The sequence below is a fragment of the Paraburkholderia translucens genome (assembly GCF_020881035.1).
Classification (GTDB): Bacteria; Pseudomonadota; Gammaproteobacteria; order Burkholderiales; family Burkholderiaceae; genus Paraburkholderia; species Paraburkholderia translucens.
The window spans coordinates 278,646-300,257 of record NZ_JAJITC010000002.1 but is presented as its reverse complement, the minus strand read 5'-3'; the positions used below and the strand labels follow the sequence as shown (position 1 = coordinate 300,257).

Genomic DNA, 21,612 nt, shown 5'->3' with positions numbered 1-21,612 from the left:
GCCGCGAACCGCTGCGAGGCTCGAGCCGAGACGTCATGCGACTCGCGAGCGCCGCAGGAACGCGGGAATCGAGCTGACCACGTCCGGCTTGCCCGCATTGCCGGCGATGAACGGGCTCCACGGCTGCGCGCGAATCGGTCCCTTGGTGCGCCACACGACGTTGAACTGGCCGTCCGCGCGCACCTCGCCGATCATGACCGGCTTGTGCAGATGGTGGTTGCCGTCCATCTCCAGCGTGAAGCCCGACGGCGCAGCGAAAGTCTGCCCGACCATCGCGACGCGCACCTTGTCGACCTCGGTGCTTTTCGCTTTCTCGACTGCCTGCTTCCACATGTGAATGCCGACGAAGGTCGCTTCCATCGGATCGTTGGTCACGCGCTTCGAGCCGCCCGGCAAGTTGTTGTCCTTGACCCACGTGGCCCATTGCTTCTTGAACTTCTCGTTGGCCGGGTTGCGCAACGACATGAAGTAATTCCAGGCCGCGAGATTGCCGATGAGCGGCTTCGTATCGATACCGCGCAATTCCTCCTCGCCGACCGAGAACGCCACGACCGGCACGTCCGACGCCTTCAGCCCCTGGTTGCCGAGCTCCTTGTAGAACGGCACGTTCGAATCGCCGTTCACGGTCGAGATCACCGCGGTCTTGCCGCCTTGCGAGAAGGTCTTGATGTTCGCGACGATGGTCTGATAGTCGCTGTGGCCGAACGGCGTGTAGACCTCCTGAATGTCGGTTTCCTGGACGCCCTTCGATTTGAGGAACGCACGCAGGATCTTGTTGGTCGTGCGCGGATACACGTAGTCGGTGCCGAGCAGGAAGAAGCGCTTCGCGCCGCCGCCTTCGGCGCTCATCAGGTATTCGGTCGCGGGGATCGCCTGCTGGTTCGGCGCGGCGCCGGTGTAGAACACGTTGCGCGACATCTCCTCGCCTTCGTACTGCACCGGATAGAACAGCAGACCGTTGAGCTCCTCGAACACCGGCAGCACCGATTTGCGCGACACCGAGGTCCAGCAGCCGAACACGACCGCGCACTTGTCCTGCGTCAGAAGCTGGCGCGCCTTCTCGGCGAACAGCGGCCAGTTCGACGCGGGGTCGACGACTACCGGCTCGATCTTGCGGCCCATCACACCGCCGTTCTTGTTGATGTCGGCGATCGTCATCAACGCGGTGTCCTTCAGCGACGTCTCGGAGATCGCCATCGTGCCGGACAGCGAATGCAGGATGCCCACCTTGATCGGACCGCTATCGGATTGCGCGTGCGCGAACGGAATGCGGCCCGCGAGCGCGAGCGCGCCGGACATGGAGCCGAACTTCAAGAGACTGCGACGTTTCATGTGCTTTTCCCCTTGTCATTGGTGGTCACTGTTTATGAGCGTCAATTTCAGCCAGCCAGGCTGAGCTCGCACGACTTCCCGCTCGTCTACTGCAAGGCACATGCCATGCGGCGTATTCGACTTGCATGGCGCCGGATGCCTGCGTTGGCGCGGTTATCGGCGAGGGGCCCAGGGCGCCGCTCGACCGATGCAGCGGCGCAAAACTGGTGCAGCCGCGCGCGCCGCGCCTCGTTCGGGTGCGCGTCGCGCCGCGACGAAGCGTGCCTCGCCGCCAGCGAACCGCCGGGGGCGCACGCGGTGCTTCGGCGGTGCATGGGCGGCATGAGTGCGCTGCGTCTTTGTGCATGGCGTGCGCTCTGCCTACACTGAAAGACCACGGAGACAGAACAAGGAGACCCGACATGAGCGAACGCGCCGCCGTCAGCCCACCCGATATGTCCGCTTTCTGGATGCCCTTTACCGCGAACCGTCAGTTCAAGAGCGCGCCCCGCCTGCTCGCTAGCGCGAAGGGGATGTACTACACGACCCACGATGGCCGCCGCGTGCTCGACGGCACGGCGGGCTTGTGGTGCGTGAACGCGGGCCATTGCCGCGATGAGATCGTGGCGGCTGTGCAGGCGCAGGCCGCGGAAATGGATTTCGCCCCGACCTTCCAGATGGGGCATCCGAAGGCCTTCGAGGCAGCGACGAAAATCGCGCGTCATACGCCGGGCGATCTGAAGCACATCTTTTTTGCGAACTCGGGTTCCGAAGCGGTCGATACCGCGCTGAAGATCGCGCTTGCCTATTTCCGCGCGAAAGGCGAAGGGCAGCGCACCCGGCTGATCGGGCGCGAGCGCGGTTATCACGGCGTCGGCTTCGGCGGGATTTCGGTCGGCGGTATTGCGCCGAATCGGAAGGCGTTTTCAGGTGGGCTGCTGCCGGCGGTCGATCATTTGCCGCATACGCTGAATCTGAAGGAAGCGGCGTTTTCGAAGGGGCAGCCCGCGTGGGGCGCGCAGCTGGCCGACGAGCTGGGGCGGCTTGTCGCGCTGCACGATGCATCGACGATCGCCGCGGTGATCGTCGAGCCGGTGGCGGGTTCGACCGGCGTACTGATTCCGCCGCAAGGTTATCTGCAGCGTCTGCGCGAGATCTGCGACAAGCACGGCATCCTGCTGATCTTCGACGAAGTGATCACCGGCTGGGGACGCCTCGGCGCGCCGTTCGCCGCGCAGTACTTCGGCGTGACGCCCGATCTGCTGACGATGGCCAAGGGCACCAACAACGCCGCGGCGCCGATGGGTGCGGTCGCGGCGAGCGCGAAGATTCACGACACGATCGTGGGTGGAGCGCCGGGCGGCATCGAGCTGTTTCATGGCTATACGTATTCGGGGCATCCGATCGCGGCGGCCGCCGCTTGCGCGACCATCGATCTGTACGAGCGCGAGCAGCTGTTCGACCGCGCCGCGCGAATGGCGCCGGTGTTCGAACGCGCGATTCACAAGCTGCGCGGCGAGCCGCATGTGATCGACGTGCGCAACCTGGGGCTCGTGGGCGGCGTCGAGTTGGCGTCGCGCGATGGTGCGCCGGGGGCGCGCGCTTATGACGTGTTCGTGCGCTGCTACGAGAAGGGCGTGCTCACGCGCTATACCGGCGATATTCTCGCGTTCTCGCCGCCGCTGATTGTCGATGAAGCGCAGATCGAGGAGATCTTTGGGACGGTGGCGGAGGTGTTGAGGGAGACGGTGTAGGGGGAGGGCGCACGCGAAGGCCGCGCGAGCTGATCCATGGGCAATGATTGAGTCGATCGATTCCGCGCCGCCTTCGATGTCTTCGTACCCGACAAAACAGGACACTTCCCTATGCCCGTCCTCGAACACCTCGAATTCGATTCGTGGGCGGGTGGGGCATTCGCCGGGTGGCGTGAATCCGCACGAGCGCAGTGTGAGAAACAGGCTACTCGCTTAGTAGACGTTTCAACTCGTGAAGAAATGAGGTCGTCGTGTAACCCCATAATTCCGGATCAAAATCTTGACCATAATCCTTTTCGAACGCCGAATCCAGGTCGTCCAGGTGTTCGCTCATGAATGAATTTATTTCATTGATCATTTCAAGGTGACTCTCCCGTGGGCAATCCCTCTTATAGCACGAGACAACTTCAGGAATCGTATCTCCCCATAAATCGAAATCCTGGTTGAGATATGCGCCAAACAACTGATACATCTTGGGGTAGCGGCTTGACAGCATAATATTTCCTTCATCCCACATAGGCAGTAAGAATGTAATAGGGTATTCCATTATATGTTTGATATTTCAAGACAACTACAACCTCATTCATCCGCGTCAATTTTCCTGTCTCCCTCGTTATTCCATAGCCGACATCACCCGCCACGCGCTGGATCAGTGTGAGCGGGCCGCCGCTACCAGAGGACTTCGCCCAATTCCGTATTCGAGCAGTATCGATGCGCATTACTTCTGATATTGCCCATTCTGCCCGTTCAAGGTTCGTGAATGACGACACTCTTTTTCGACGCGGCTCAAGTCTAAGTCTTTCGAGCAACTGCGCTTCAGTACGGCCTACGTGCTTCTCGAATGTATGGCCACCAATCCGGCTCCCGGCCTTCGCTTCGTGATCCATCAGCCTGATTCGGCCCATCGTGACACCAGCGACGCGCGCGGCCTTGATCGAGCCGGCGAACCCGAACGGCACGACCATGTCGAGCGACAGGCCGATATTGTTGGCCATGTCAGGGCTGGCCTTCATCGCCTCGGCCAGCTTCGCCGTGCCCTGCTGGGTCAGCGTGGCCGTATCGCGTCCCGTCCACACCTGACGCAGCCCCGCCGCCGCCGTGTCAGAACCATGTGCGCCGAACACGATGCACCCGGCCTTGCTCGCCATCGTCGGCTCTGGCATCACACACAGCGCCCCGGCTCCGACCATTTCCAGCAGGCCGCCGACGAGTCGCAAGCCGCCCCAGAGCCGGTTGGAAAGCATTTCCGTCTGGCTGATCGACTGACGGGTGAGCACTGCGGCGAGCTGCGGCGCACTGAGCACAACGCGCACGCCGTCCGAATCCTGTTGATACGACATTCCGTATTCCTCTGTAGCTGTTAGGACAGCCAAACTAGCAGGCGGCTACAGGCTATGGAATGGGCGACGGATGATTTCAGGCTCCCATTGCGGTCATGCGTCGATCTGTGCGGTTTGCGTCACCATTCCGGCTGATACGAAAGCCGAAAAGAAAAACGGCGCAAGGACCATCAGCCCTTGCGCCGTTTCAATGCGCTACCTTCGCGGTGAATTTCAGTAAGTCGGAACCGAAGGATCGACCTGACGCGACCACGCGTCGATGCCGCCCTGCAGATTGAACACATTGGTGTGTCCGCGCGATTCGAGGAACATCGCGACCTGCGCGCTGCGCGCGCCATGATGGCAGATGCAGACGATCGGCGCGTCGTCATCGAGCTCTTCGCTGCGAGCCGGAATCTCGCGCATCGGGATCGACACGATGCCGGGCATCGACGCCGTTTGCAGTTCCCACGGCTCGCGCACGTCGAGCAGTACCGGTGCGGGGCGCGAGGTATCGGCGAGCCATTCGGCGAGTGCCGGAGCGGTCAGGTTTTGCATCAGCGGGACATCCAGTTCGGAGAACGGCGGCAAGTGCGCCGTCCGGATCGATAACGCGTTTCGGAAAGCGGCTCAGAACTTGAACCGCGCAGGCTGTACAGCATTGGTCAGCGGCTCGACATAGGTTTCAAACACGTCGGCGATGCGGTATTGCTTCTCGTCGATGCGCGTGATGATTTGCGCCTTCATCACCGGCGCGACGCCGACGAACGCCGCGAGGCGGCCGCCGACCTTCAGCTGTTCGAGGATTTCCTGCGGCAGTACCGGCAGACCGCCCGACACGCAGATCACGTCGTACGGCGCCGCGCCGCTCCAGCCGCGCGCGGCGTCGCCGGTCGCGACCTCGACGTTCAGCACGCCGTTGGAGATCAGGTTGCTCTTCGCGAACTCGGCCAGTTCCGGTTCGATGTCGATCGTCAGCACGTGCTGCGCGCGATGCGCAAGCAGCGCCGCCATGTAACCCGAGCCCGCGCCGATTTCGAGCACGCTTTCGTGCTTCTTCACCGCCAACTCCTGCAGCACGCGCGCCTCGACGCGCGGCGCCAGCATATGCTGGCCGGCCGGCAGCGGCACTTCGAAGTCGGCGAAGGCGAGGTCGCGGTAAGCGGCGGGGACGAAATTCTCACGTTTGACGATCGACAGCAGATTCAGCACGTCCTGGTCGAGCACTTCCCAGGGGCGGATCTGCTGTTCGATCATGTTGAAACGCGCTTGCTCGATGTTCATGGTGGATTCGGCGGTTTTGGTTTGGCGAGCGGGCGGCGGCTGCCGCTGACTTTTGCCCTGATCCGGCGCCGGCAGCTGCCAGCGGCCTCGGCTTCGGGCAAGGCGTTCGCATTGCAAGCCGCGTCAGGGAAACTGCGGGATTGTACCAAATGGCCGACTCGCTCCGGACGGCCGCGGACAAGCGCCTGGCCGGGCCGCCCCCGTGTTAATCCCTAGCGATTCGTCCTTGCGATTCGCATCGCCATCGCCAAAAAATGTAATCGATTACATTTTCGCTGCGAGGTCGCGTGTCCCGAACGCCGTCCCGAGCGTCGCCGGCCCCGTTGTCCGGCGCGGGCAGTCAACTTCAGCCTCAGTCGCAGAGGCGGCCGCCGCGCGCGGCCGACGGGGCCTCGATTGCCGGCGTCGCCGAGCAGGCGGGCGTGTCGGTTGCGACGGTGTCGCGCGTGCTGAACGGCCACGAGAACGTGCGGGCCGCCACGCGCGACAAGGTGCTCGCCGCGATCGACGCGAGCGGCTACCGCGTGAACGAGCTCGCGCGCAATCTGCGCACCGCCGAAAGCCGCCTGCTGCTGACGATGGTGCCGGACTTCGGCAATCCGTTTTACGCGGAGATCGTGCGCGGCATCGACAGCGTCGCGCGTCAGCACGGCTATTTCATGCTGTTGTGCGACACCGGCGCGGACCCGGGGCGCGAGCGCAGCTATTTCGACATGCTGCGCCGCCGCCGCGCGGACGGCGCGATCTGCCTCGACCCGGCGACGATCCAGCAGGCGCTAGGCGAAGCGTCGCAGGCGCTGCCGTGGGTCGCGTGCTGCGAGTTCGATCCGGAGATGGGCGTGCCGTACGTCGGCATCGACAACTATCGCGCGGCGGGCGACGCGGTGCGCCATCTGCTCGCGCGCGGCCACCGGCGCATTGGGCTCATCAATTCCGATGTCGATTATCTGTATGCGCGCCAGCGTCAGCAGGGCTACCTCGACGCCATGCGGGACGCGGGCATCGCGCCCGATCCGCATTGGCGCATGAATCTGAACAGCCTCGATTACGCAGCGGGCGCATCGGCCGCGGCCCGCTTGATGCAGCGGCCGGACGCGCCGAGCGCGATCTTCGCGGTGTCCGACACGCTCGCGATCGGCGTGATCCATGGCTTGCGCAGCGTCGGCAAGCGCGTGCCGGCCGACGTCGCCGTGGCCGGCTTCGACGACATCTCGCTCGCCGCGCAGATCGATCCGCCGCTCACGACCATCGCGCAGCCGATGCGCGAACTCGGCGAAACCGCCGCGCGTCTGTTGCTGCAGCGCCTCGCGAATCCGCAGGCCAACGTGCCGGGCGTGCTGCTGCCGCATCGTCTCGTGATTCGCGGGAGTGCCTGAGCCATGAGCCTCGCGATCCGCTTCGACGACATCCGCAAAGAGTTCGGGCCCGTGCGCGTGCTGCACGGCGTGAGCTTCGAACTCGCGCCTGGCCGCATCTACGGTCTGCTCGGCGAGAACGGCGCGGGCAAGTCGACACTGATGAAAATTCTCGCGGGTTACGAAACGGCAACGTCGGGCAGCGTTCTGGTCGACGGTCACGCGCAGCGCTTCACCGGTTCGCGCGAGGCCGAGGCGCAGGGCATCGTGCTGATCCACCAGGAGTTCAACCTCGCCGAGCATCTGACGATCGCGCAGAACATGTACCTCGGCCACGAGAAGCGGCGCGGCTGGTTCGTCGACGATGCCTCGATGCGCAGCGAGGCCGCGCGCTATCTCGCGCAGGTCGGGCTCGAGCGCGCGCCCGACACGAAGGTGCGCGAGCTGATCGTCGCGGAAAAGCAGATGGTCGAGATCGCGAAGGCGCTGTCGCGCCGCGCGCGCCTGTTGATCATGGACGAACCGACCGCGACGCTGACCCCCGCCGAAACCGAACGGCTCTTCGCCCTGATGCTGAAGCTCAAGGCCGACGGCGTGACGATCGTCTACATCTCGCACAAGCTCGACGAAGTGGAGCGCATCACCGACGAAGTGATCGTGATGCGCGATGGCCGCTTCGTCGCGCGCGGCGAGACGGCGGGGCTCGCGCGTCAGCAGATGGCGAACCTGATGGTTGGGCGCGACGTGTCCGATATGTTTCCCGACAAGCTCACGGTTTGCGCCGACACGCCGGTCGCGTTGCGTGTGAGAGGCCTCACGGTCCCCGGCTGGGTCGAGGACCTGAGCTTCGAAGTGCGCGCGGGCGAGGTGCTCGGCTTCGCGGGTCTGGTCGGCGCGGGCCGCACCGAGGCGTTCGAGGCGATCATCGGCTTGCGCAAACGCACCGGCGGCAGTATTGAAATCGCGGGCCGGCCCGTCGATCTGAAGAATCCGCGCGACGCGATGCGCCACGGGCTCACGTATCTGAGCGAGGACCGCAAGGGCAAGGGCCTGCACGTCGATCTGAGCCTGCAGGACAACGTCACCTTGATGACGCTCGAACGCTACGCGCATCCGCTGCTCGACATGAGAGCGGGGCGCGCGGCCTTGCAGAAGGCCGTCGGCGAATTCGGCATTCGCACGGGCGACCTGTCGGGCCGTGCGCGCATGCTGTCGGGCGGCAACCAGCAGAAGCTCGCGCTCGCCAAGTTCCTGCAGCCGGACCCGAACGTGATCGTGCTCGACGAGCCGACGCGCGGCGTGGACGTCGGCGCGAAGCGCGACATCTACTTTCTGATTCATCGTCTCGCCGCGCAGGGCCGCGCGGTGATCGTCATTTCATCCGAACTGATCGAGCTGATCGGCTTGTGCCATCGCGTCGCCGTGATGCGCGCGGGACGCCTGCAAGCGACGCTGACGCTCGAGCATCTGACCGAAGAGGAGTTGATCGCTCATGCGACCGGCACCCACTGAGGCCGTGCAATCACGCCGCGCGCTGCGCGTCGCGCAGCGGCTCTACACGCTCGGGCCGCTCGCCGGGCTGATCCTGCTTTGCATCGTCGGCACGCTGCTCAATCGCGACTTCGCGACGCTCGACAACCTGATGAACGTACTCACGCGCACGTCGTTCATCGGCATCATCGCGGTCGGCATGACCTTCGTGATCATTTCGGGCGGCATCGATCTGTCGGTCGGCTCGATGGCCGCGCTGATCGCGGGCATCATGATCTGGCTGATGAACGGGCTCGCGGCCGGCGCGGCCAGCCATGCGTTGCCGCCGCTCATGATCGTGACGATCGGGATCGTCGCGGCGCTCGCGCTCGGCGCGCTGTTCGGCTGCGCGCATGGGCTGCTGATCACCAAAGGGCGCATCGAGCCGTTCATCGTCACGCTCGGCACGCTCGGCATTTTTCGAGCGGTGCTCACATGGCTCGCCGATGGCGGCGCGCTGACGCTCAATGATTCGTTATCCAATCTCTATGGCCCCGTCTATTACGCGAGCCTGTTCGGCGTACCGGTGCCGATCTGGGTGTTTCTCGTGGTCGCGGCGGGCGGCGCGCTGATCCTCAATCGCACCGCGTTCGGCCGGCACGTGCAGGCGATCGGTTCGAACGAACAGGTCGCGCGTTATGCGGCGATTCGCGTCGATACGGTGAAGATCGTCACCTATGTGCTGCTCGGGATTTGCGTAGGCGTGGCCACGGTGCTCTACGTGCCGCGCCTCGGGGCCGCCACACCGACCACGGGCCTTCTGTGGGAGCTCGAAGCGATCGCGTCGGTAGTCGTGGGCGGCACGGCGCTCAAGGGCGGCGAGGGACGCGTGATCGGCACCGTGATCGGCGCGATCCTGCTTTCGGTGATCGCGAACATCCTGAACCTGACCAGCATCATCAGCGTGTATCTGAACGCGGCGGTGCAGGGCGTGGTGATCATTTTCGTCGCGTTCGTGCAGCGCGGGCGGCGTTAGCGGCGCGAGTGCAGTGAAGAAGACGTAGCAATGCAGGCGCGGTAAACCAACGGCAGGTCCGGAAAAACGGGGCGAGCGAACGCCTCATGATTGGAGACACACACCATGAAGCAAGTCATTCGAGCGATCGGCGCCGGCATGCTGGCGTTGGGGATACTGGGCACGACCGGCGCGGCGCGTGCCGACGACAAGGTCACGCTGGGCGTCGCGATTCCGACGGCCGATCACGGCTTCACCGGCGGCATCGTCTGGTGGGCGAACAAGGCGAAGGAAGACATGGAGAAGGCGCATCCCGACCTGAAAGTGATCGTGAAGACCGCGGCCAACGCGCCCGAGCAGGCGAACCAGTTGCAGGACCTCGTGACGGTCAACAAGATCAACGCGCTCGTGATCTTCCCGTACGAATCGGCGACGCTGACACAGCCCGTCGAGCAGGTGAAGCGAAAGGGCATATATGTGACGGTGGTCGATCGCGGCCTGACCAACACGAGCGCGCAGGATGCCTATGTGGCGGGCGACAACACCGCGTTCGGCAAGATCCCCGCCGAGTATCTGGCGAAGGCGCTCGACGGCAAGGGCAACATCGTCGCGCTGCGCGGCATTCCAACCACGCTCGACAACGAGCGCTGGACCGCCTTCACCGGCGTGATGAAGAACTATCCGGACATCAAGATTCTCGACGCGAAGTACGCGAACTGGAATCGCGACGACGCGTTCAAGGTGATGCAGGACTATCTGACGCGCTTCAAGCACATCGATGCAGTGTGGGCCGCCGACGACGACATGGCGGTCGGCGTGCTGAAGGCGATCGATCAGGCGAAGCGCAACGACATCAAGATCGTGTTCGGCGGCGCGGGCTCGAAAGGCATGGTGAAGAACGTGATGGACGGCGCGCCGATGATCAGGGCCGACGTGTCGTACTCGCCGAAATTCATCTACGACGCGATCAAGCTGACGGCCGAAGCGCGGCTCAAAGGCGACAAGCTGCCGCCCACGACGATCATTCCGTCGGTGCTGATCACGAAGGAGAACGCGCAGCAGTTCTATTTCCCGGATTCGCCGTTCTGAGCGGCTCCGTTCGCATCGTGTAGCGCGCGCGGGCGCGGCCCGCGCGCACAGTTCGAGGAACATACGATGAAAACCATCAAAGGCCCGGCGATTTTTCTCGCTCAGTTCATGGGCGACGACGCGCCGTTCGACAACCTCGCGCATCTCGCGGGCTGGGCGGCGGGTCTCGGTTTCAAGGGCATCCAGGTGCCGTGCGATCCGCGCCTGATCGATCTCGAGAAAGCGGCCGCGAGCGACGCGTATTGCGACGAGCTGCGTGAGAGCGCGGAAAACGCAGGCGTTGCGATCACCGAACTCTCGACGCATCTGCAAGGGCAACTGGTCGCCGTGCATCCGGCTTACGACACGTTATTCGACGGCTTCGCCGCGCCGCACGTGCGCGGCGATCCGGCGGCGCGCACGGCATGGGCGATCGCGCAGATGAAGCTCGCGGCACAGGCGTCGCATCGTTTGGGCCTGAGCACGCACGTGTCGTTTTCGGGCGCGCTCGCATGGCCGTATCTGTACCCGTGGCCGCAGCGGCCGGCCGGTCTCGTCGAAGCTGCGTTCGACGAACTTGCGCGCCGCTGGACGCCGATTCTCGATGCGTTCGACGCGGCCGGCGTCGATGTCTGCTACGAACTGCATCCGGGCGAAGACCTGCACGACGGCGTGACGTTCGAGCGTTTTCTCGCGGCGGTCAAACAGCATCCGCGCGCGAACATCCTGTACGACCCGAGCCACTTCGTGCTGCAGCAGCTCGACTACCTCGCGTTCATCGATATCTACCACGAGCGCATCAAGGCGTTTCATGTGAAGGATGCGGAGTTTCGTCCGACCGGCAAGCAAGGCGTGTATGGCGGCTACAGCGGCTGGGTCGAACGCGCGGGGCGCTTTCGCTCGCTCGGCGATGGGCAGATCGATTTCGGCGCGATCTTCTCGAAGATGGCGCAGTCCGATTTTCCGGGCTGGGCCGTGCTCGAATGGGAATGCGCGTTGAAGCATCCGCACGACGGCGCGCGCGAAGGCGCCGAGTTCATTCGGCGGCACATCATCCGCGTGGCCGAGCATGCTTTCGATGACTTCGCGGGCAGTGGAGTCGATGCCGCGCAACTGAAAAGTGTGCTGGGCATCTGAGCGAGGTGTAGCGGCAGCCGGCGCAACGGCACGCGCAACGCATGGGAGTGCAAGCGATGCAGCGAAGAAAACTCAGACTGGGCATGGTCGGTGGCGGGCAGGGCGCGTTCATCGGCGCGGTACACCGGATCGCCGCGCGGCTCGACGATCGTTTTGAACTGGTGGCGGGCGCGTTGTCGTCCGATGCCGAGCGCGCGCGGGCGAGCGCCGCCGAAGCGGGCATTCCGCGCAGCTATGCGGACTGGCGCGAAATGGCGCGTGCGGAGGCCGCGCGCGGCGACGGCATCGACGCGGTTGCGATCGTCACGCCGAATCATCTGCATGCGCCGGTCGCGACGGCGTTTCTCGAAGCGGGCATTCATGTGATCTGCGACAAGCCGCTCGCAGTCTCGCTCACGGAAGGCGAAGCGCTCGCGAAGCTCGCGCAGTCAAAGAAACGGCTCTTTGCGTTGACGCACACGTATTCGGGCTACCCGCTTGTCAGGCATGCGCGCGAGCTGGTCGAACGGGGCGAGCTTGGCGAGCTGCGCGTCGTGCAGGTCGAATATGCGCAGGACTGGCTCGCCGAGCCGGTCGAAACCGGCGGCGCGAACAAGCAGGCGGGCTGGCGTACCGATCCGGCGTTGGCGGGGCCGGCCGGATGCCTCGGCGATATCGGCACGCATGCGTATCAGCTAGCCGCTTTCGTGACGGGGATGATGCCGCGGGCGCTGGCGGCGGAGCTGCACACGTTCGTGCCGGGGCGCCGCATCGACGATCATGTGCAGGCGATGCTGCGTTACGCGAACGGCGCGCGCGGCATGTTATGGGCGAGCCAGGTGGCGAGCGGCGCGGAGAACGCGCTGCGCTTGCGCGTGTATGGCACGAAGGCGGGGCTCGCGTTCGATCAGGAGGAGCCGAACGCCTTGTGGTTCACGCCGCTGGGCGGCGCTGCCGAGCGCTTGACGCGCGCGCGCGTGACAAGCCCGGTCGCCGCGCATGCGACGCGCGTGCCGGCCGGGCATCCGGAAGGCTACCTGGAAGCGTTTGCGCAGTTGTACAAGGACGCGGCGTTGCAGATCGATGCGTTAAACGAGGGTCGCGCGCCGCCGGCGGAGAGTCTGTTGTTGACGACGGTGGACGATGGCGTCCACGGTTTGCGATTCATCGAAGCGGTGCTGAAAAGCAGTGCGGCGGATGGGCGGTGGGTGGAGATCGAACGCGCGTGAAGCGTCGAAATCGAGCGCAGAGCCCGCGAAGCTCCCGAAGCGTCAACCGCCCTTGCTCTTTCTGATCTGCGCTTCAAATGCGATATCGAGCTTGCTGGCCTTGCGCGGTTTCTGCGGGCCGTAGGCGTCGACGAATGTGACAAAGTCATCGAGCGTCAGCGGCTCGGACACCTTCTTGTCGACCCCGCTCGATTTATCGACCAGATAGAACAGGCCGCCGGACAGACTGATCGCGGCAAAGCGCGGGTTGCCGGTGCGCGTTTTCAGGCGCTCGACGGCGTGGATGGCTCGGGTGGTGCGCATGTTGGGAACGGCGGGCTGCGGGTTGATCAGAGCATTACTTTAACAATTCTGATGACGGTGGCGGCGAAGATGCCGGCGATGTTCCCGGGCGGGGCAGCGGATCAGCGCGCGGCCGCCTCCACGAGGGCGGCCACACCGCTCACCGGCTTCATCAACTCCTGCGGCAGGCCATGGCGCTCACGAAGATAGTCCGCGGAGTTGAACGATAGCCATGCACGGCCGTTCGCATCCTCCCAGACGAGCACCTTGAGAGGCAGGTCGAGCGCGGCCGTCGGCGCGACTTGCATTAACGGTGTGCCGGCTTTGGGATTGCCGAAGATCACGAGCCGGCTGAACGGCATCGCAAGTCCCGCGCGCTCGGCGTCGCCGCTGAAATCGATGCACGCGAAAAGCGTCAACCCTCGCTCCAGAAGCAACGTTTGAAGACGCCCAGCGGTCGCGTCGCCCGAATGAGCGCTGGCAACGGTGACGATGCCGGCGCCGGCGTTCCCTGAAATCGAAGCGTTGGTCATCATGCCTCCAAGGTGACGTGGACCACTGCAGTGTAGGCGTTGGCCGGCGCGGCGTGACCTCATCGACGTCCCGATACGGGCGTTACTGGCTCAAATAGACGAACTTGCCATCCTTGATGGTGCCCATCACGCTTGCCCGCTGATCGAGGCCGACGTGATCCTTCGGGCTCGTATTGACGACCCCGTTCGGCACGACCAGCTCGTGCGCGTGTTCGAGCTCGTTGCGCAATGCGTCGCGAAACGCCGGCGTGCCCGGCTGCGCGGTCTTCAGCGCGCGTGCAACGGCGTCCTGCAGGCGCGGATGCACGCCTGCCGCATCGCCCGCGAACTGCGTGACGCTGCCCGGGCCGTACTTCGCCTCGTACACGTCGACGAACGCGAGCGCCGCCTTCTTCGACGGATGATCGCCCGGCAGCGTGCGCGCGACGACGACCGGCTGCGTCGGGAACAGCGTGCCTTCGACGTCTTTGCCGCCGAGCTTGATGAATTCCGGCGTCGCGATGCCGTGCGTCTGATAGATCGGCCCCTTGTAGCCGCGCTCGATCAGCGTGCGCTGCGGCAGCACCGTCGGCGTGCCCGCGCCCGCGATCAGGATCGCGTCGGGCTTTGCAGCCATCAGCTTCAGGATCTGGCCGGTCACGCTCGCGTCGGTGCGGTTGTAGCGTTCGGTCGCGACGAGCTGGATATGACGCAGCGCCGCGAACCTGCTGAACTCGTTGAGCCAGCTTTCGCCGTAGCCATCCGCGAAACCGATGAAGCCGACCGTTTTCACGTTGTGGTTCGACATGTAGCGCGTCATCACGTCGGCCATCGCGCTATCAGTCTGCGCCATCTTGTAGGCCCAGATCTTCTTGCCTTCCTGCGGCTCGACGACGCTTGCCGAGCCGATCAGCGTGATCATCGGCGTCTGGCTTTCGGCGACCGGATCGAGCGCGGCCATCGCGGCCGGGGTGATGTTCGGGCCGACGATCACGTCGACGTGGTCCTCGTTGATCAGCTTGCGAATGTTGCGCACGGCGTTGCCGGGGTCGGAGGCGTCGTCGAGGAAGATGTAATCGGCTTTCTGGCCCGCGATCGTCTGCGGCCACATCAGCATCGCGTTCTTGCTCGTGATGCCGATCACGGCGGCCGGACCGGTGCTCGACAGATCGATGCCGACTTTCAGGTCGGCGTGCGCGGCGCTGGCGACGAGCAGCGCGCCGATGGCGGCCGTGAGGGCGCGCCGCGTGTTTCGTACCTTATTGTTATGCGACTTCATCAGAAGGTCTCCGTGGCGAGAAGCGGTTCGGATGCGTTTCAAAGTTCGTAGATTTCGTGTTCACCCTTCAGCGCCTGCTCGATCAGCTTGCGGTTCAGGCTCGGCGAGAGCAGCTCGACGAGCGTGTACACGTAGCTGCGCAGATACGCGCCCTGTTTCAGCGCGACGCGCGTCACGTTGCTGCCGAACAGATGGCCGACCGGCATCGCGCGCAAATGGCGGTCGCGCTCGCCGTTGAACGCGATGTCGGCCATGATGCCGACGCCGAGGCCCAGTTCGACGTAGGTCTTGATGACGTCCGCATCGATCGCCTCGAGCACGATGTCCGGGTGCAGGCCGCGCAGGCGGAACGCCTCGTTGATCTTGGTGCGGCCGGCGAACGCATTGTCGTAGGTGATCAGCGGGTACAGGGTCAGGTCGTCCAGCGACAGCAGCTTGCGCTCGAGCAGCGGATGGTCCGGCTGCATCACCGCAACGTGGTGCCACTGAAAGCAGGGCAGCGACACCAGATCCTTGTAGGTGGAGATCGCTTCGGTCGCGATCGCGAGGTCGGCCTGGTCGTGCAGCACCATTTCGGCGACCTGGGTCGGACTGCCTTGCAGAATCGAAAGGTGGACCTTCGGGAAGCGCTTCTTGAACTCGGCGATCGCGCCCGGCAGCGAGTAGCGCGCCTGCGTGTGGGTCGCGGCGATCGTCAGGTTGCCCTGATCCTGCGCCGCGTAGTCTTTGCCGACCCGCTTCAGGCTTTCCACTTCCTGCAGGATTTTTTCGATCGATTGCAATATGATGCGGCCCGGCTCGGTCAGCGAGCGCACGCGCTTGCCGTGGCGGGTGAAGATTTCGACGCCGAGTTCGTCCTCCAGCTCGATGATCGCCTTCGAGACACCAGGCTGGCTTGTATACAGTGCCTTGGCGGCTTCGGTGAGGTTGAAATTCTGACGCACAGCCTCGCGGACGAAGCGAAATTGGTGCAGGTTCATATATAACCTCGCCGCATATAAAAAGAATTTTTTAGTCGTTTGAAATATAAGGCGAGTTTATTACGATCTGTCCATCTTTTTCAATATGGATATCTGTATTTGTTATAAGCAAATGAGCGATGGGTCTAAACGCTCGCTTGCCATAGCTGACAAACACGGATACTCGAGCCGCGGCGCAAACCGGGACGCCGGACCGCCGCGAGTCACGCGAAGTTTCGAATAATTGGGGCCCCCGAATGTACCAATACGATCAGTACGACCAGACCATCGTCGATGAACGGGTCGCGCAATACGCCGATCAGGTTCGCCGCCGCTTGTCGGGCGAATTGAGCGAAGAGGAATTCCGTCCGCTGCGTCTGCAGAACGGCCTGTACTACCAGCGCCACGCATACATGCACCGCATCGCGATTCCGTACGGCAACCTGCGCAGTGACCAGATGCGCGTGCTCGCGCAGATCGCGCGCGAACACGACCGCGGCTACGGCCATTTCTCGACCCGCTCGAACATCCAGTACAACTGGATCAAGCTCGAGGAAACGCCGGAAATCCTGCGCAAGCTCGCCGCCGTGCAGATGCACGGCATTCAGACCTCGGGCAACTGCATCCGCAACATCACGGCAGACCAATTCGCCGGCGTCGCACCCGACGAAGTGGTCGATCCGCGCCCGTGGGCCGAGATCCTGCGTCAATGGTCGACGTTCCATCCTGAATTCGCTTGGCTGCCGCGCAAGTTCAAGATCGCCGTGTCGGGTTCGAAGGAAGATCGCGCGGCGGTGCAGATCCACGACATGGGCGTGTATCTGAGGAAGGACGCGCAGGGCGAACTGGTGGTCGACATTCTGGCGGGCGGCGGTCTGGGACGCACGCCGATCGTCGGCGCGATCATCCGCCGCGATCTGCCGTGGCAGCATCTGCTGACCTACTGCGAAGCCGTGCTGCGCGTGTACAACCGCTACGGCCGCCGCGACAACATGTACAAGGCGCGTATCAAGATCCTCGTGAAGGCGCTCTCGCCGGAGAAGTTCTCCGCGCAGGTCGAGGAAGAGTGGCAACACCTCAAGGACGGTCCGTCGACGCTGACGCAGGCCGAAGTGGATCGCGTGACGCAGTTTTTCGCGCCGCCCGCTTACGAGAAGCTGCCGGACACCGATACGTCGTTCGAAAAGCATCTGCTGGAAAATCGCGCGTTCGCGCGCTGGGTCGAGCGTAACGTGCGTCCGCACAAGGTCGCGGGCTATGCGTCGGTCACGCTGTCGCTGAAGCCGGCCACGGTCGCGCCGGGCGACGCGACCGACGTGCAGATGGACGCCGTCGCCGACTGGGCCGACGAATACTCGTTCGGCAAGATCCGCGTGTCGCACGAACAGAACCTGATTCTCGCCGACGTGAAGAAGCGCGACCTGTTCGCACTGTGGGAAAAGGCCAAAGCGCAAGGCTTCGCGACGCCGAACGTTGGTCTTCTGACCGACATCATCTCGTGCCCGGGCGGTGACTTCTGCTCGCTCGCGAATGCCAAGTCGATTCCGATCGCGCTCGCGATCCAGGAACGCTTCAACGATCTCGATTACGTGCACGACCTGGGCGACGTGTCGCTGAACATCTCGGGCTGCATCAACGCGTGCGGTCACCATCACGTCGGCAACATCGGCATTCTGGGCGTCGACAAGGACGGCTCCGAGTGGTACCAGGTGACGCTCGGCGGCGAGCAGGGCTCGGGCGCGACCGGCGCTCACCTTGGCCGCGTAATCGGCCCGTCGTTCTCAGCCGAGGAAATGCCGGACGTCATGACGAAAGTGATCGACACCTTCGTGGAAAACCGCCAGGAAGGCGAGCGTTTCATCGATACGTACAACCGCATCGGCATCACGCCGTTCAAGGAGCGCGTGTACGCCGCGCGTCAACCGGCTCACGCGTAACCGCGAAAGGATACTGAACAGATGGCTTCTATCATCAAGAACCGCGCGATCGTCAACGACGACTGGAGCGTCGTGCGCCCCGCGGAAGACGGCGCTTTGCCTGCGGTGAGCGAATTGCCGGCCGGCAAGGTGATCGTGCCGCTGGCGCTGTGGCAAGCCGGGCGCGATGCGCTCGTCGCTTCGCGTAGCGCCGCCGAGATCGGCGTGTGGCTCGCGCCGGATAGCGAACCGGCGGATATCGCCGGCGACTTCGACAAGCTCGCGTTGATCGCCGTGGACTTCCCGGTGTTCCGCGACGGCCGCGGCTACAGCATCGGCCGTTTGCTGCGCGAGCGCTATGGCTACAAGGGCGAGCTGCGCGCGATCGGCGATGTGCTGCGCGATCAGATCACCTTCATGTTCCGCTGCGGCTTCGACGCATACGCGCTGCGCGCGGACAAGGACATCAACGACGCGCTGAAGGCGTTCGACGAGTTCAGCGTGCAGTACCAGGGCGCCGTCGATAACCCGTCGCCGCTGTTTCGCCGCCGCGCGGCGCAGGCTGGCGCCGACAAGGCTGCGGCATGAGCACCGCGCAATCATTGAGCCGGGAGCTTGCGGCGAAGGTCGAGCGTCTCGATGCGCTGCTCGATTCGATCGCTGCGCGTCACGCGCGCGTGAAGCTCGCGAGCAGCCTCGCGGCCGAAGACATGCTGCTCACGCATGCGATCCTCTCGCGCGGCGTGAAGATCGGCATCTTTTCGCTGAACACGGGCCGTTTGCATGCTGAAACGCTCGGCATGCTCGATCGCGTGAAAGAGCGCTACGGCTATGACATCGAGCAGTTTCATCCGCAGCCGGCCGCGGTCGAGCAGTATGTGAGCGAGCACGGTCTGAACGCGTTCTATGAAAGCGTCGAGCTGCGCAAGCGCTGCTGCGAGATCCGCAAGGTCGAGCCGCTCAATCGCGCGCTCGCCGACGTCAGCGCCTGGGTGACGGGGCAACGTCGCGAGCAGTCGGTCACGCGTGCCGAGCTGCACGAGGAAGAGCACGACGGCGCGCGCGACATTGCCAAGTTCAACCCGCTCGCGGACTGGACCGAAGCCGAAGTCTGGGATTATCTCAAGACCTTCGACGTGCCGGTCAATCCGCTGCATGCGCGCGGTTATCCGAGCATCGGCTGCGAGCCGTGTACGCGTGCGATCCGTCCCGGCGAGGACAGCCGGGCAGGGCGCTGGTGGTGGGAGTCGCGCGATACGAAGGAGTGCGGCTTGCATATCACGGCGATCACCCCAATTGCGGTCGAGCACAACGAAAATGCGTCGGCGTGAGGGCCGGGCACCGAGTTCGCGGTTGACCGCCGCCGATACCGATCAGAACACTTCCGCCCGCGCGCCAGCAGTTGCCGGGCGAATCAACGAAGGACCCGATATGAGCACCACGCTCGATTCCGCTGTCAACGCTCCGCTGGCCAACACGGTCAACCGGATGGATCACCTCGATTGGCTCGAAGCCGAGTCGATTCACATCCTGCGCGAACTGGTCGCCGAATGCAGCAAGCCGGCGTTGCTGTTTTCGGGCGGCAAGGATTCCGTCGTGGTGCTCGCACTCGCACTGAAGGCGTTCGGCCTCGGCGCGAACCGCAAGACGCAGCTGCCGTTCCCGCTCGTGCATATCGACACCGGCCATAACTACGACGAAGTGATCGACTTCCGCGATCGTCGCGCGCAAGAGATCGGCGCGGAACTGGTGGTCGGGCATGTCGAGGATTCGATCAAGCGCGGCACGGTGCGTCTGCGTCGCGAGACGGATTCGCGCAATGCCGCGCAAGCGGTCACGCTGCTGGAGACGATCGAGCAATACGGCTACACGGCCATGATCGGCGGCGCGCGCCGCGACGAAGAAAAGGCTCGCGCGAAAGAGCGCATCTTTTCGTTCCGCGACGAGTTCGGCCAGTGGGACCCGAAGGCGCAGCGCCCGGAACTGTGGAGCCTCTATAACGCGCGTCTGCACAATGGCGAACACATGCGCGTGTTCCCGATCTCGAACTGGACCGAACTCGACGTGTGGCAGTACATCGCGCGTGAACAGCTCGAACTGCCGTCGATCTACTACGCGCACCAGCGCGAGATCGTGCGCCGCAACGGCCTGCTCGTGCCGGTCACGCCGCTCACGCCGATGCGCGAGGGCGAGACCAGCGAACACGCGCTCGTACGGTTCCGCACGGTCGGCGACATCAGCTGCACGTGCCCGGTCGAAAGCGACGCGGACGACATCGAGAAGATCATCGCCGAGACGGCCGTCACCGAAATCACGGAACGCGGTGCGACGCGGATGGACGATCAGGTGTCGGAAGCGGCGATGGAACAGCGCAAGAAGCAGGGTTATTTCTAAGCACACGGCGAGGCTAATGCAATCATGAGCAGTATTCATCAACCAGAAGACCTCGGCGTGCTGCGTTTCATCACCGCGGGCAGCGTCGACGACGGCAAGAGCACGCTGATCGGCCGCCTGCTGTACGACAGCAAGGCCGTGTTGAGCGATCAGCTCTCGGCGCTGTCGCGCGCGAAGAACAAGCGCACCGTCGGCGACGAAATCGATCTGTCGCTGCTGACCGACGGCCTCGAAGCCGAGCGCGAGCAAGGCATCACGATCGACGTCGCATACCGCTATTTCGCCACGGCCAAGCGCAAGTTCATCATCGCCGACACGCCCGGCCACGAACAGTACACGCGCAACATGGTGACCGGCGCGTCGACCGCGCATGCGGCGATCATTCTCGTCGACGCGACGCGCGTGACGTTCGACAACGGCGTCGCGCGACTGCTGCCGCAAACCAAGCGTCATAGCGCGATCGTCAAGCTGCTCGGTCTGCAGCATGTGATCGTCGCAATCAACAAGATGGACCTCGTCGAATACAGCGAAGCACGCTTCAACGAGATCCGCGACGCGTATGTCGCGCTCGCGCGCCACCTCGGCCTGCAGGACGTGCGCTTCGTACCGGTCTCGGCGCTGAAGGGCGACAACATCGTCACGGCCAGCGAGCGCATGCCGTGGTACGCGGGTCAGCCGCTGCTCGACGTGCTCGAAGCGCTGCCGGTCGATACCGCGAGCGGCGAGGCGCTGCGCTTCCCGGTGCAGTGGGTCGCGCGCCAGGACGGCAGCCAGGCCGACGATTTCCGCGGCTACATGGGCCGTGTGGAATCGGGCGAAGTGAAGCTCGGCGACACGATCGTCGTGCTGCCCGCCAATCGCGAGGCGACCGTCGCCGAGATCATCGCGCCGGTGGTCGGCGGCACCGCCCAGGTGGACCGCGCGTTCGCGGGCCAGACGGTGACGATCCGTCTCGCGGAAGACGTCGACGTGTCGCGTGGCGATACCTTCGTGCTGCGTGAAGCGGCGCCGCAGCCGGCGAAGAAGCTCGAAGCGGATCTGTGCTGGTTCGACGACACGCCGCTGTCGACGCAGCGCAAGTATCTGCTGAAGCAGACCACCAACACGGTGTTCGCGAAGATCGGCGCGATCAAGGAAGTGCTCGACGTGTATACGCTGTCGCAGGCGACCGATCGCAAGGAACTGGCGATGAACGACATCGGCCGTGTCGCGCTGACGTTGCAGAAGCCGCTCGTGTGCGACGCGTACGACGCGCATCAGGGCACCGGCGCGTTCGTGCTGATCGACGAGGCGACGAACCACACCGTCGCGGCCGGCATGATCCGGGCATTTTCCGCCTGAACAAGGCA

21 protein-coding genes are annotated in these 21,612 nt (G+C 64.1%); 12 read left to right on the top strand and 9 right to left on the bottom strand.

Annotated features, from left to right (window positions below; genetic code table 11):
• Positions 1-33: 33 nt before the first annotated feature.
• On the bottom strand, positions 34-1,332 hold the full coding sequence (gene urtA / locus LJ655_RS04575; RefSeq protein ID WP_230560070.1) for an urea ABC transporter substrate-binding protein: 1,299 nt from the start codon (positions 1,330-1,332) through the stop codon (positions 34-36).
• Between the two features lie 401 nt (positions 1,333-1,733).
• Here urtA and aptA point away from each other — a divergent pair, with 401 nt between their 5' ends.
• Positions 1,734-3,065, top strand: coding sequence for an omega-aminotransferase AptA (gene aptA / locus LJ655_RS04570; RefSeq protein WP_230560069.1), 1,332 nt, complete (start codon positions 1,734-1,736; stop codon positions 3,063-3,065).
• 205 nt (positions 3,066-3,270) lie between these two features.
• On the opposite strand, the gene LJ655_RS04565 is transcribed toward aptA, so the two are convergent.
• The 4 genes from LJ655_RS04565 to LJ655_RS04550 form a co-directional block, all read right to left on the bottom strand.
• Positions 3,271-3,537, bottom strand: coding sequence for a contact-dependent growth inhibition system immunity protein (locus tag LJ655_RS04565; protein ID WP_329959679.1), 267 nt, complete (start codon positions 3,535-3,537; stop codon positions 3,271-3,273).
• Between the two features lie 34 nt (positions 3,538-3,571).
• Positions 3,572-4,405, bottom strand: coding sequence for an RNase A-like domain-containing protein (locus LJ655_RS04560; RefSeq protein ID WP_230560067.1), 834 nt, complete (start codon positions 4,403-4,405; stop codon positions 3,572-3,574).
• A 213-nt stretch (positions 4,406-4,618) separates the two neighbouring features.
• Positions 4,619-4,942 carry a rhodanese-like domain-containing protein gene (locus LJ655_RS04555; protein ID WP_230560066.1) on the bottom strand — a complete coding sequence of 108 codons (324 nt, stop codon included), beginning with the start codon at positions 4,940-4,942 and terminating at the stop codon, positions 4,619-4,621.
• A 72-nt stretch (positions 4,943-5,014) separates the two neighbouring features.
• On the bottom strand, positions 5,015-5,668 hold the full coding sequence (locus tag LJ655_RS04550; RefSeq protein WP_230560065.1) for a protein-L-isoaspartate O-methyltransferase family protein: 654 nt from the start codon (positions 5,666-5,668) through the stop codon (positions 5,015-5,017).
• A gap of 287 nt (positions 5,669-5,955) precedes the next feature.
• Between LJ655_RS04550 and LJ655_RS04545 the strand changes: the two genes are divergently transcribed.
• The 6 genes from LJ655_RS04545 (at position 5,956) to LJ655_RS04520 (ending at position 12,921) form a co-directional block, all read left to right on the top strand.
• Positions 5,956-7,044, top strand: coding sequence for a LacI family DNA-binding transcriptional regulator (locus tag LJ655_RS04545; protein ID WP_230560064.1), 1,089 nt, complete (start codon positions 5,956-5,958; stop codon positions 7,042-7,044).
• Positions 7,045-7,047: 3 nt separating this feature from the next.
• On the top strand, positions 7,048-8,535 hold the full coding sequence (locus LJ655_RS04540; RefSeq protein WP_230560063.1) for a sugar ABC transporter ATP-binding protein: 1,488 nt from the start codon (positions 7,048-7,050) through the stop codon (positions 8,533-8,535).
• A complete protein-coding gene (locus tag LJ655_RS04535) occupies positions 8,516-9,529 on the top strand; it encodes an ABC transporter permease (protein ID WP_230560062.1) in 1,014 nt (337 codons plus the stop codon). The genes LJ655_RS04540 and LJ655_RS04535 overlap by 20 nt, the downstream gene beginning before the upstream one ends.
• A 105-nt stretch (positions 9,530-9,634) precedes the next feature.
• Entirely contained in the window at positions 9,635-10,597 is a 963-nt protein-coding gene (locus tag LJ655_RS04530) for a substrate-binding domain-containing protein (RefSeq protein ID WP_230560061.1), read from the top strand.
• Positions 10,598-10,663: 66 nt separating this feature from the next.
• Complete coding sequence (locus tag LJ655_RS04525; protein WP_230560060.1) at positions 10,664-11,713, top strand: sugar phosphate isomerase/epimerase family protein; 1,050 nt, start codon at positions 10,664-10,666, stop codon at positions 11,711-11,713.
• 56 nt (positions 11,714-11,769) lie between these two features.
• Entirely contained in the window at positions 11,770-12,921 is a 1,152-nt protein-coding gene (locus LJ655_RS04520) for a Gfo/Idh/MocA family protein (protein WP_230560059.1), read from the top strand.
• 42 nt (positions 12,922-12,963) lie between these two features.
• Here LJ655_RS04520 and LJ655_RS04515 read toward each other — a convergent pair whose 3' ends face one another.
• The 4 genes from LJ655_RS04515 to LJ655_RS04500 all read right to left on the bottom strand — a co-directional run bounded on the left by LJ655_RS04515 (position 12,964) and on the right by LJ655_RS04500 (position 15,974).
• Positions 12,964-13,224: a hypothetical protein gene (locus LJ655_RS04515; protein WP_230560058.1), complete on the bottom strand. Its 261-nt coding sequence runs from the start codon at positions 13,222-13,224 to the stop codon at positions 12,964-12,966.
• A gap of 101 nt (positions 13,225-13,325) precedes the next feature.
• On the bottom strand, positions 13,326-13,739 hold the full coding sequence (locus LJ655_RS04510; protein WP_230560057.1) for a DUF302 domain-containing protein: 414 nt from the start codon (positions 13,737-13,739) through the stop codon (positions 13,326-13,328).
• Between the two features lie 79 nt (positions 13,740-13,818).
• Positions 13,819-14,994 carry an ABC transporter substrate-binding protein gene (locus LJ655_RS04505; RefSeq protein WP_230560056.1) on the bottom strand — a complete coding sequence of 392 codons (1,176 nt, stop codon included), beginning with the start codon at positions 14,992-14,994 and terminating at the stop codon, positions 13,819-13,821.
• A 38-nt stretch (positions 14,995-15,032) separates the two neighbouring features.
• Entirely contained in the window at positions 15,033-15,974 is a 942-nt protein-coding gene (locus tag LJ655_RS04500; RefSeq protein ID WP_230560055.1) for a CysB family HTH-type transcriptional regulator, read from the bottom strand.
• Between the two features lie 236 nt (positions 15,975-16,210).
• Here LJ655_RS04500 and LJ655_RS04495 point away from each other — a divergent pair, with 236 nt between their 5' ends.
• The 5 genes from LJ655_RS04495 (at position 16,211) to LJ655_RS04475 (ending at position 21,604) form a co-directional block, all read left to right on the top strand.
• The gene (locus LJ655_RS04495; protein WP_230560054.1) at positions 16,211-17,890 is read left to right on the top strand and encodes a nitrite/sulfite reductase; all 1,680 of its coding nucleotides are present in this window, start codon (positions 16,211-16,213) and stop codon (positions 17,888-17,890) included.
• 21 nt (positions 17,891-17,911) lie between these two features.
• A complete protein-coding gene (locus tag LJ655_RS04490; protein ID WP_230560053.1) occupies positions 17,912-18,457 on the top strand; it encodes a DUF934 domain-containing protein in 546 nt (181 codons plus the stop codon).
• A complete protein-coding gene (locus tag LJ655_RS04485) occupies positions 18,454-19,200 on the top strand; it encodes a phosphoadenylyl-sulfate reductase (protein ID WP_230560052.1) in 747 nt (248 codons plus the stop codon). The genes LJ655_RS04490 and LJ655_RS04485 overlap by 4 nt, the downstream gene beginning before the upstream one ends.
• A gap of 100 nt (positions 19,201-19,300) precedes the next feature.
• The gene (cysD, locus tag LJ655_RS04480) at positions 19,301-20,263 is read left to right on the top strand and encodes a sulfate adenylyltransferase subunit CysD (RefSeq protein WP_230560051.1); all 963 of its coding nucleotides are present in this window, start codon (positions 19,301-19,303) and stop codon (positions 20,261-20,263) included.
• A 24-nt stretch (positions 20,264-20,287) separates the two neighbouring features.
• On the top strand, positions 20,288-21,604 hold the full coding sequence (locus LJ655_RS04475) for a sulfate adenylyltransferase subunit 1 (protein ID WP_230560050.1): 1,317 nt from the start codon (positions 20,288-20,290) through the stop codon (positions 21,602-21,604).
• Positions 21,605-21,612 lie beyond the last annotated feature (8 nt).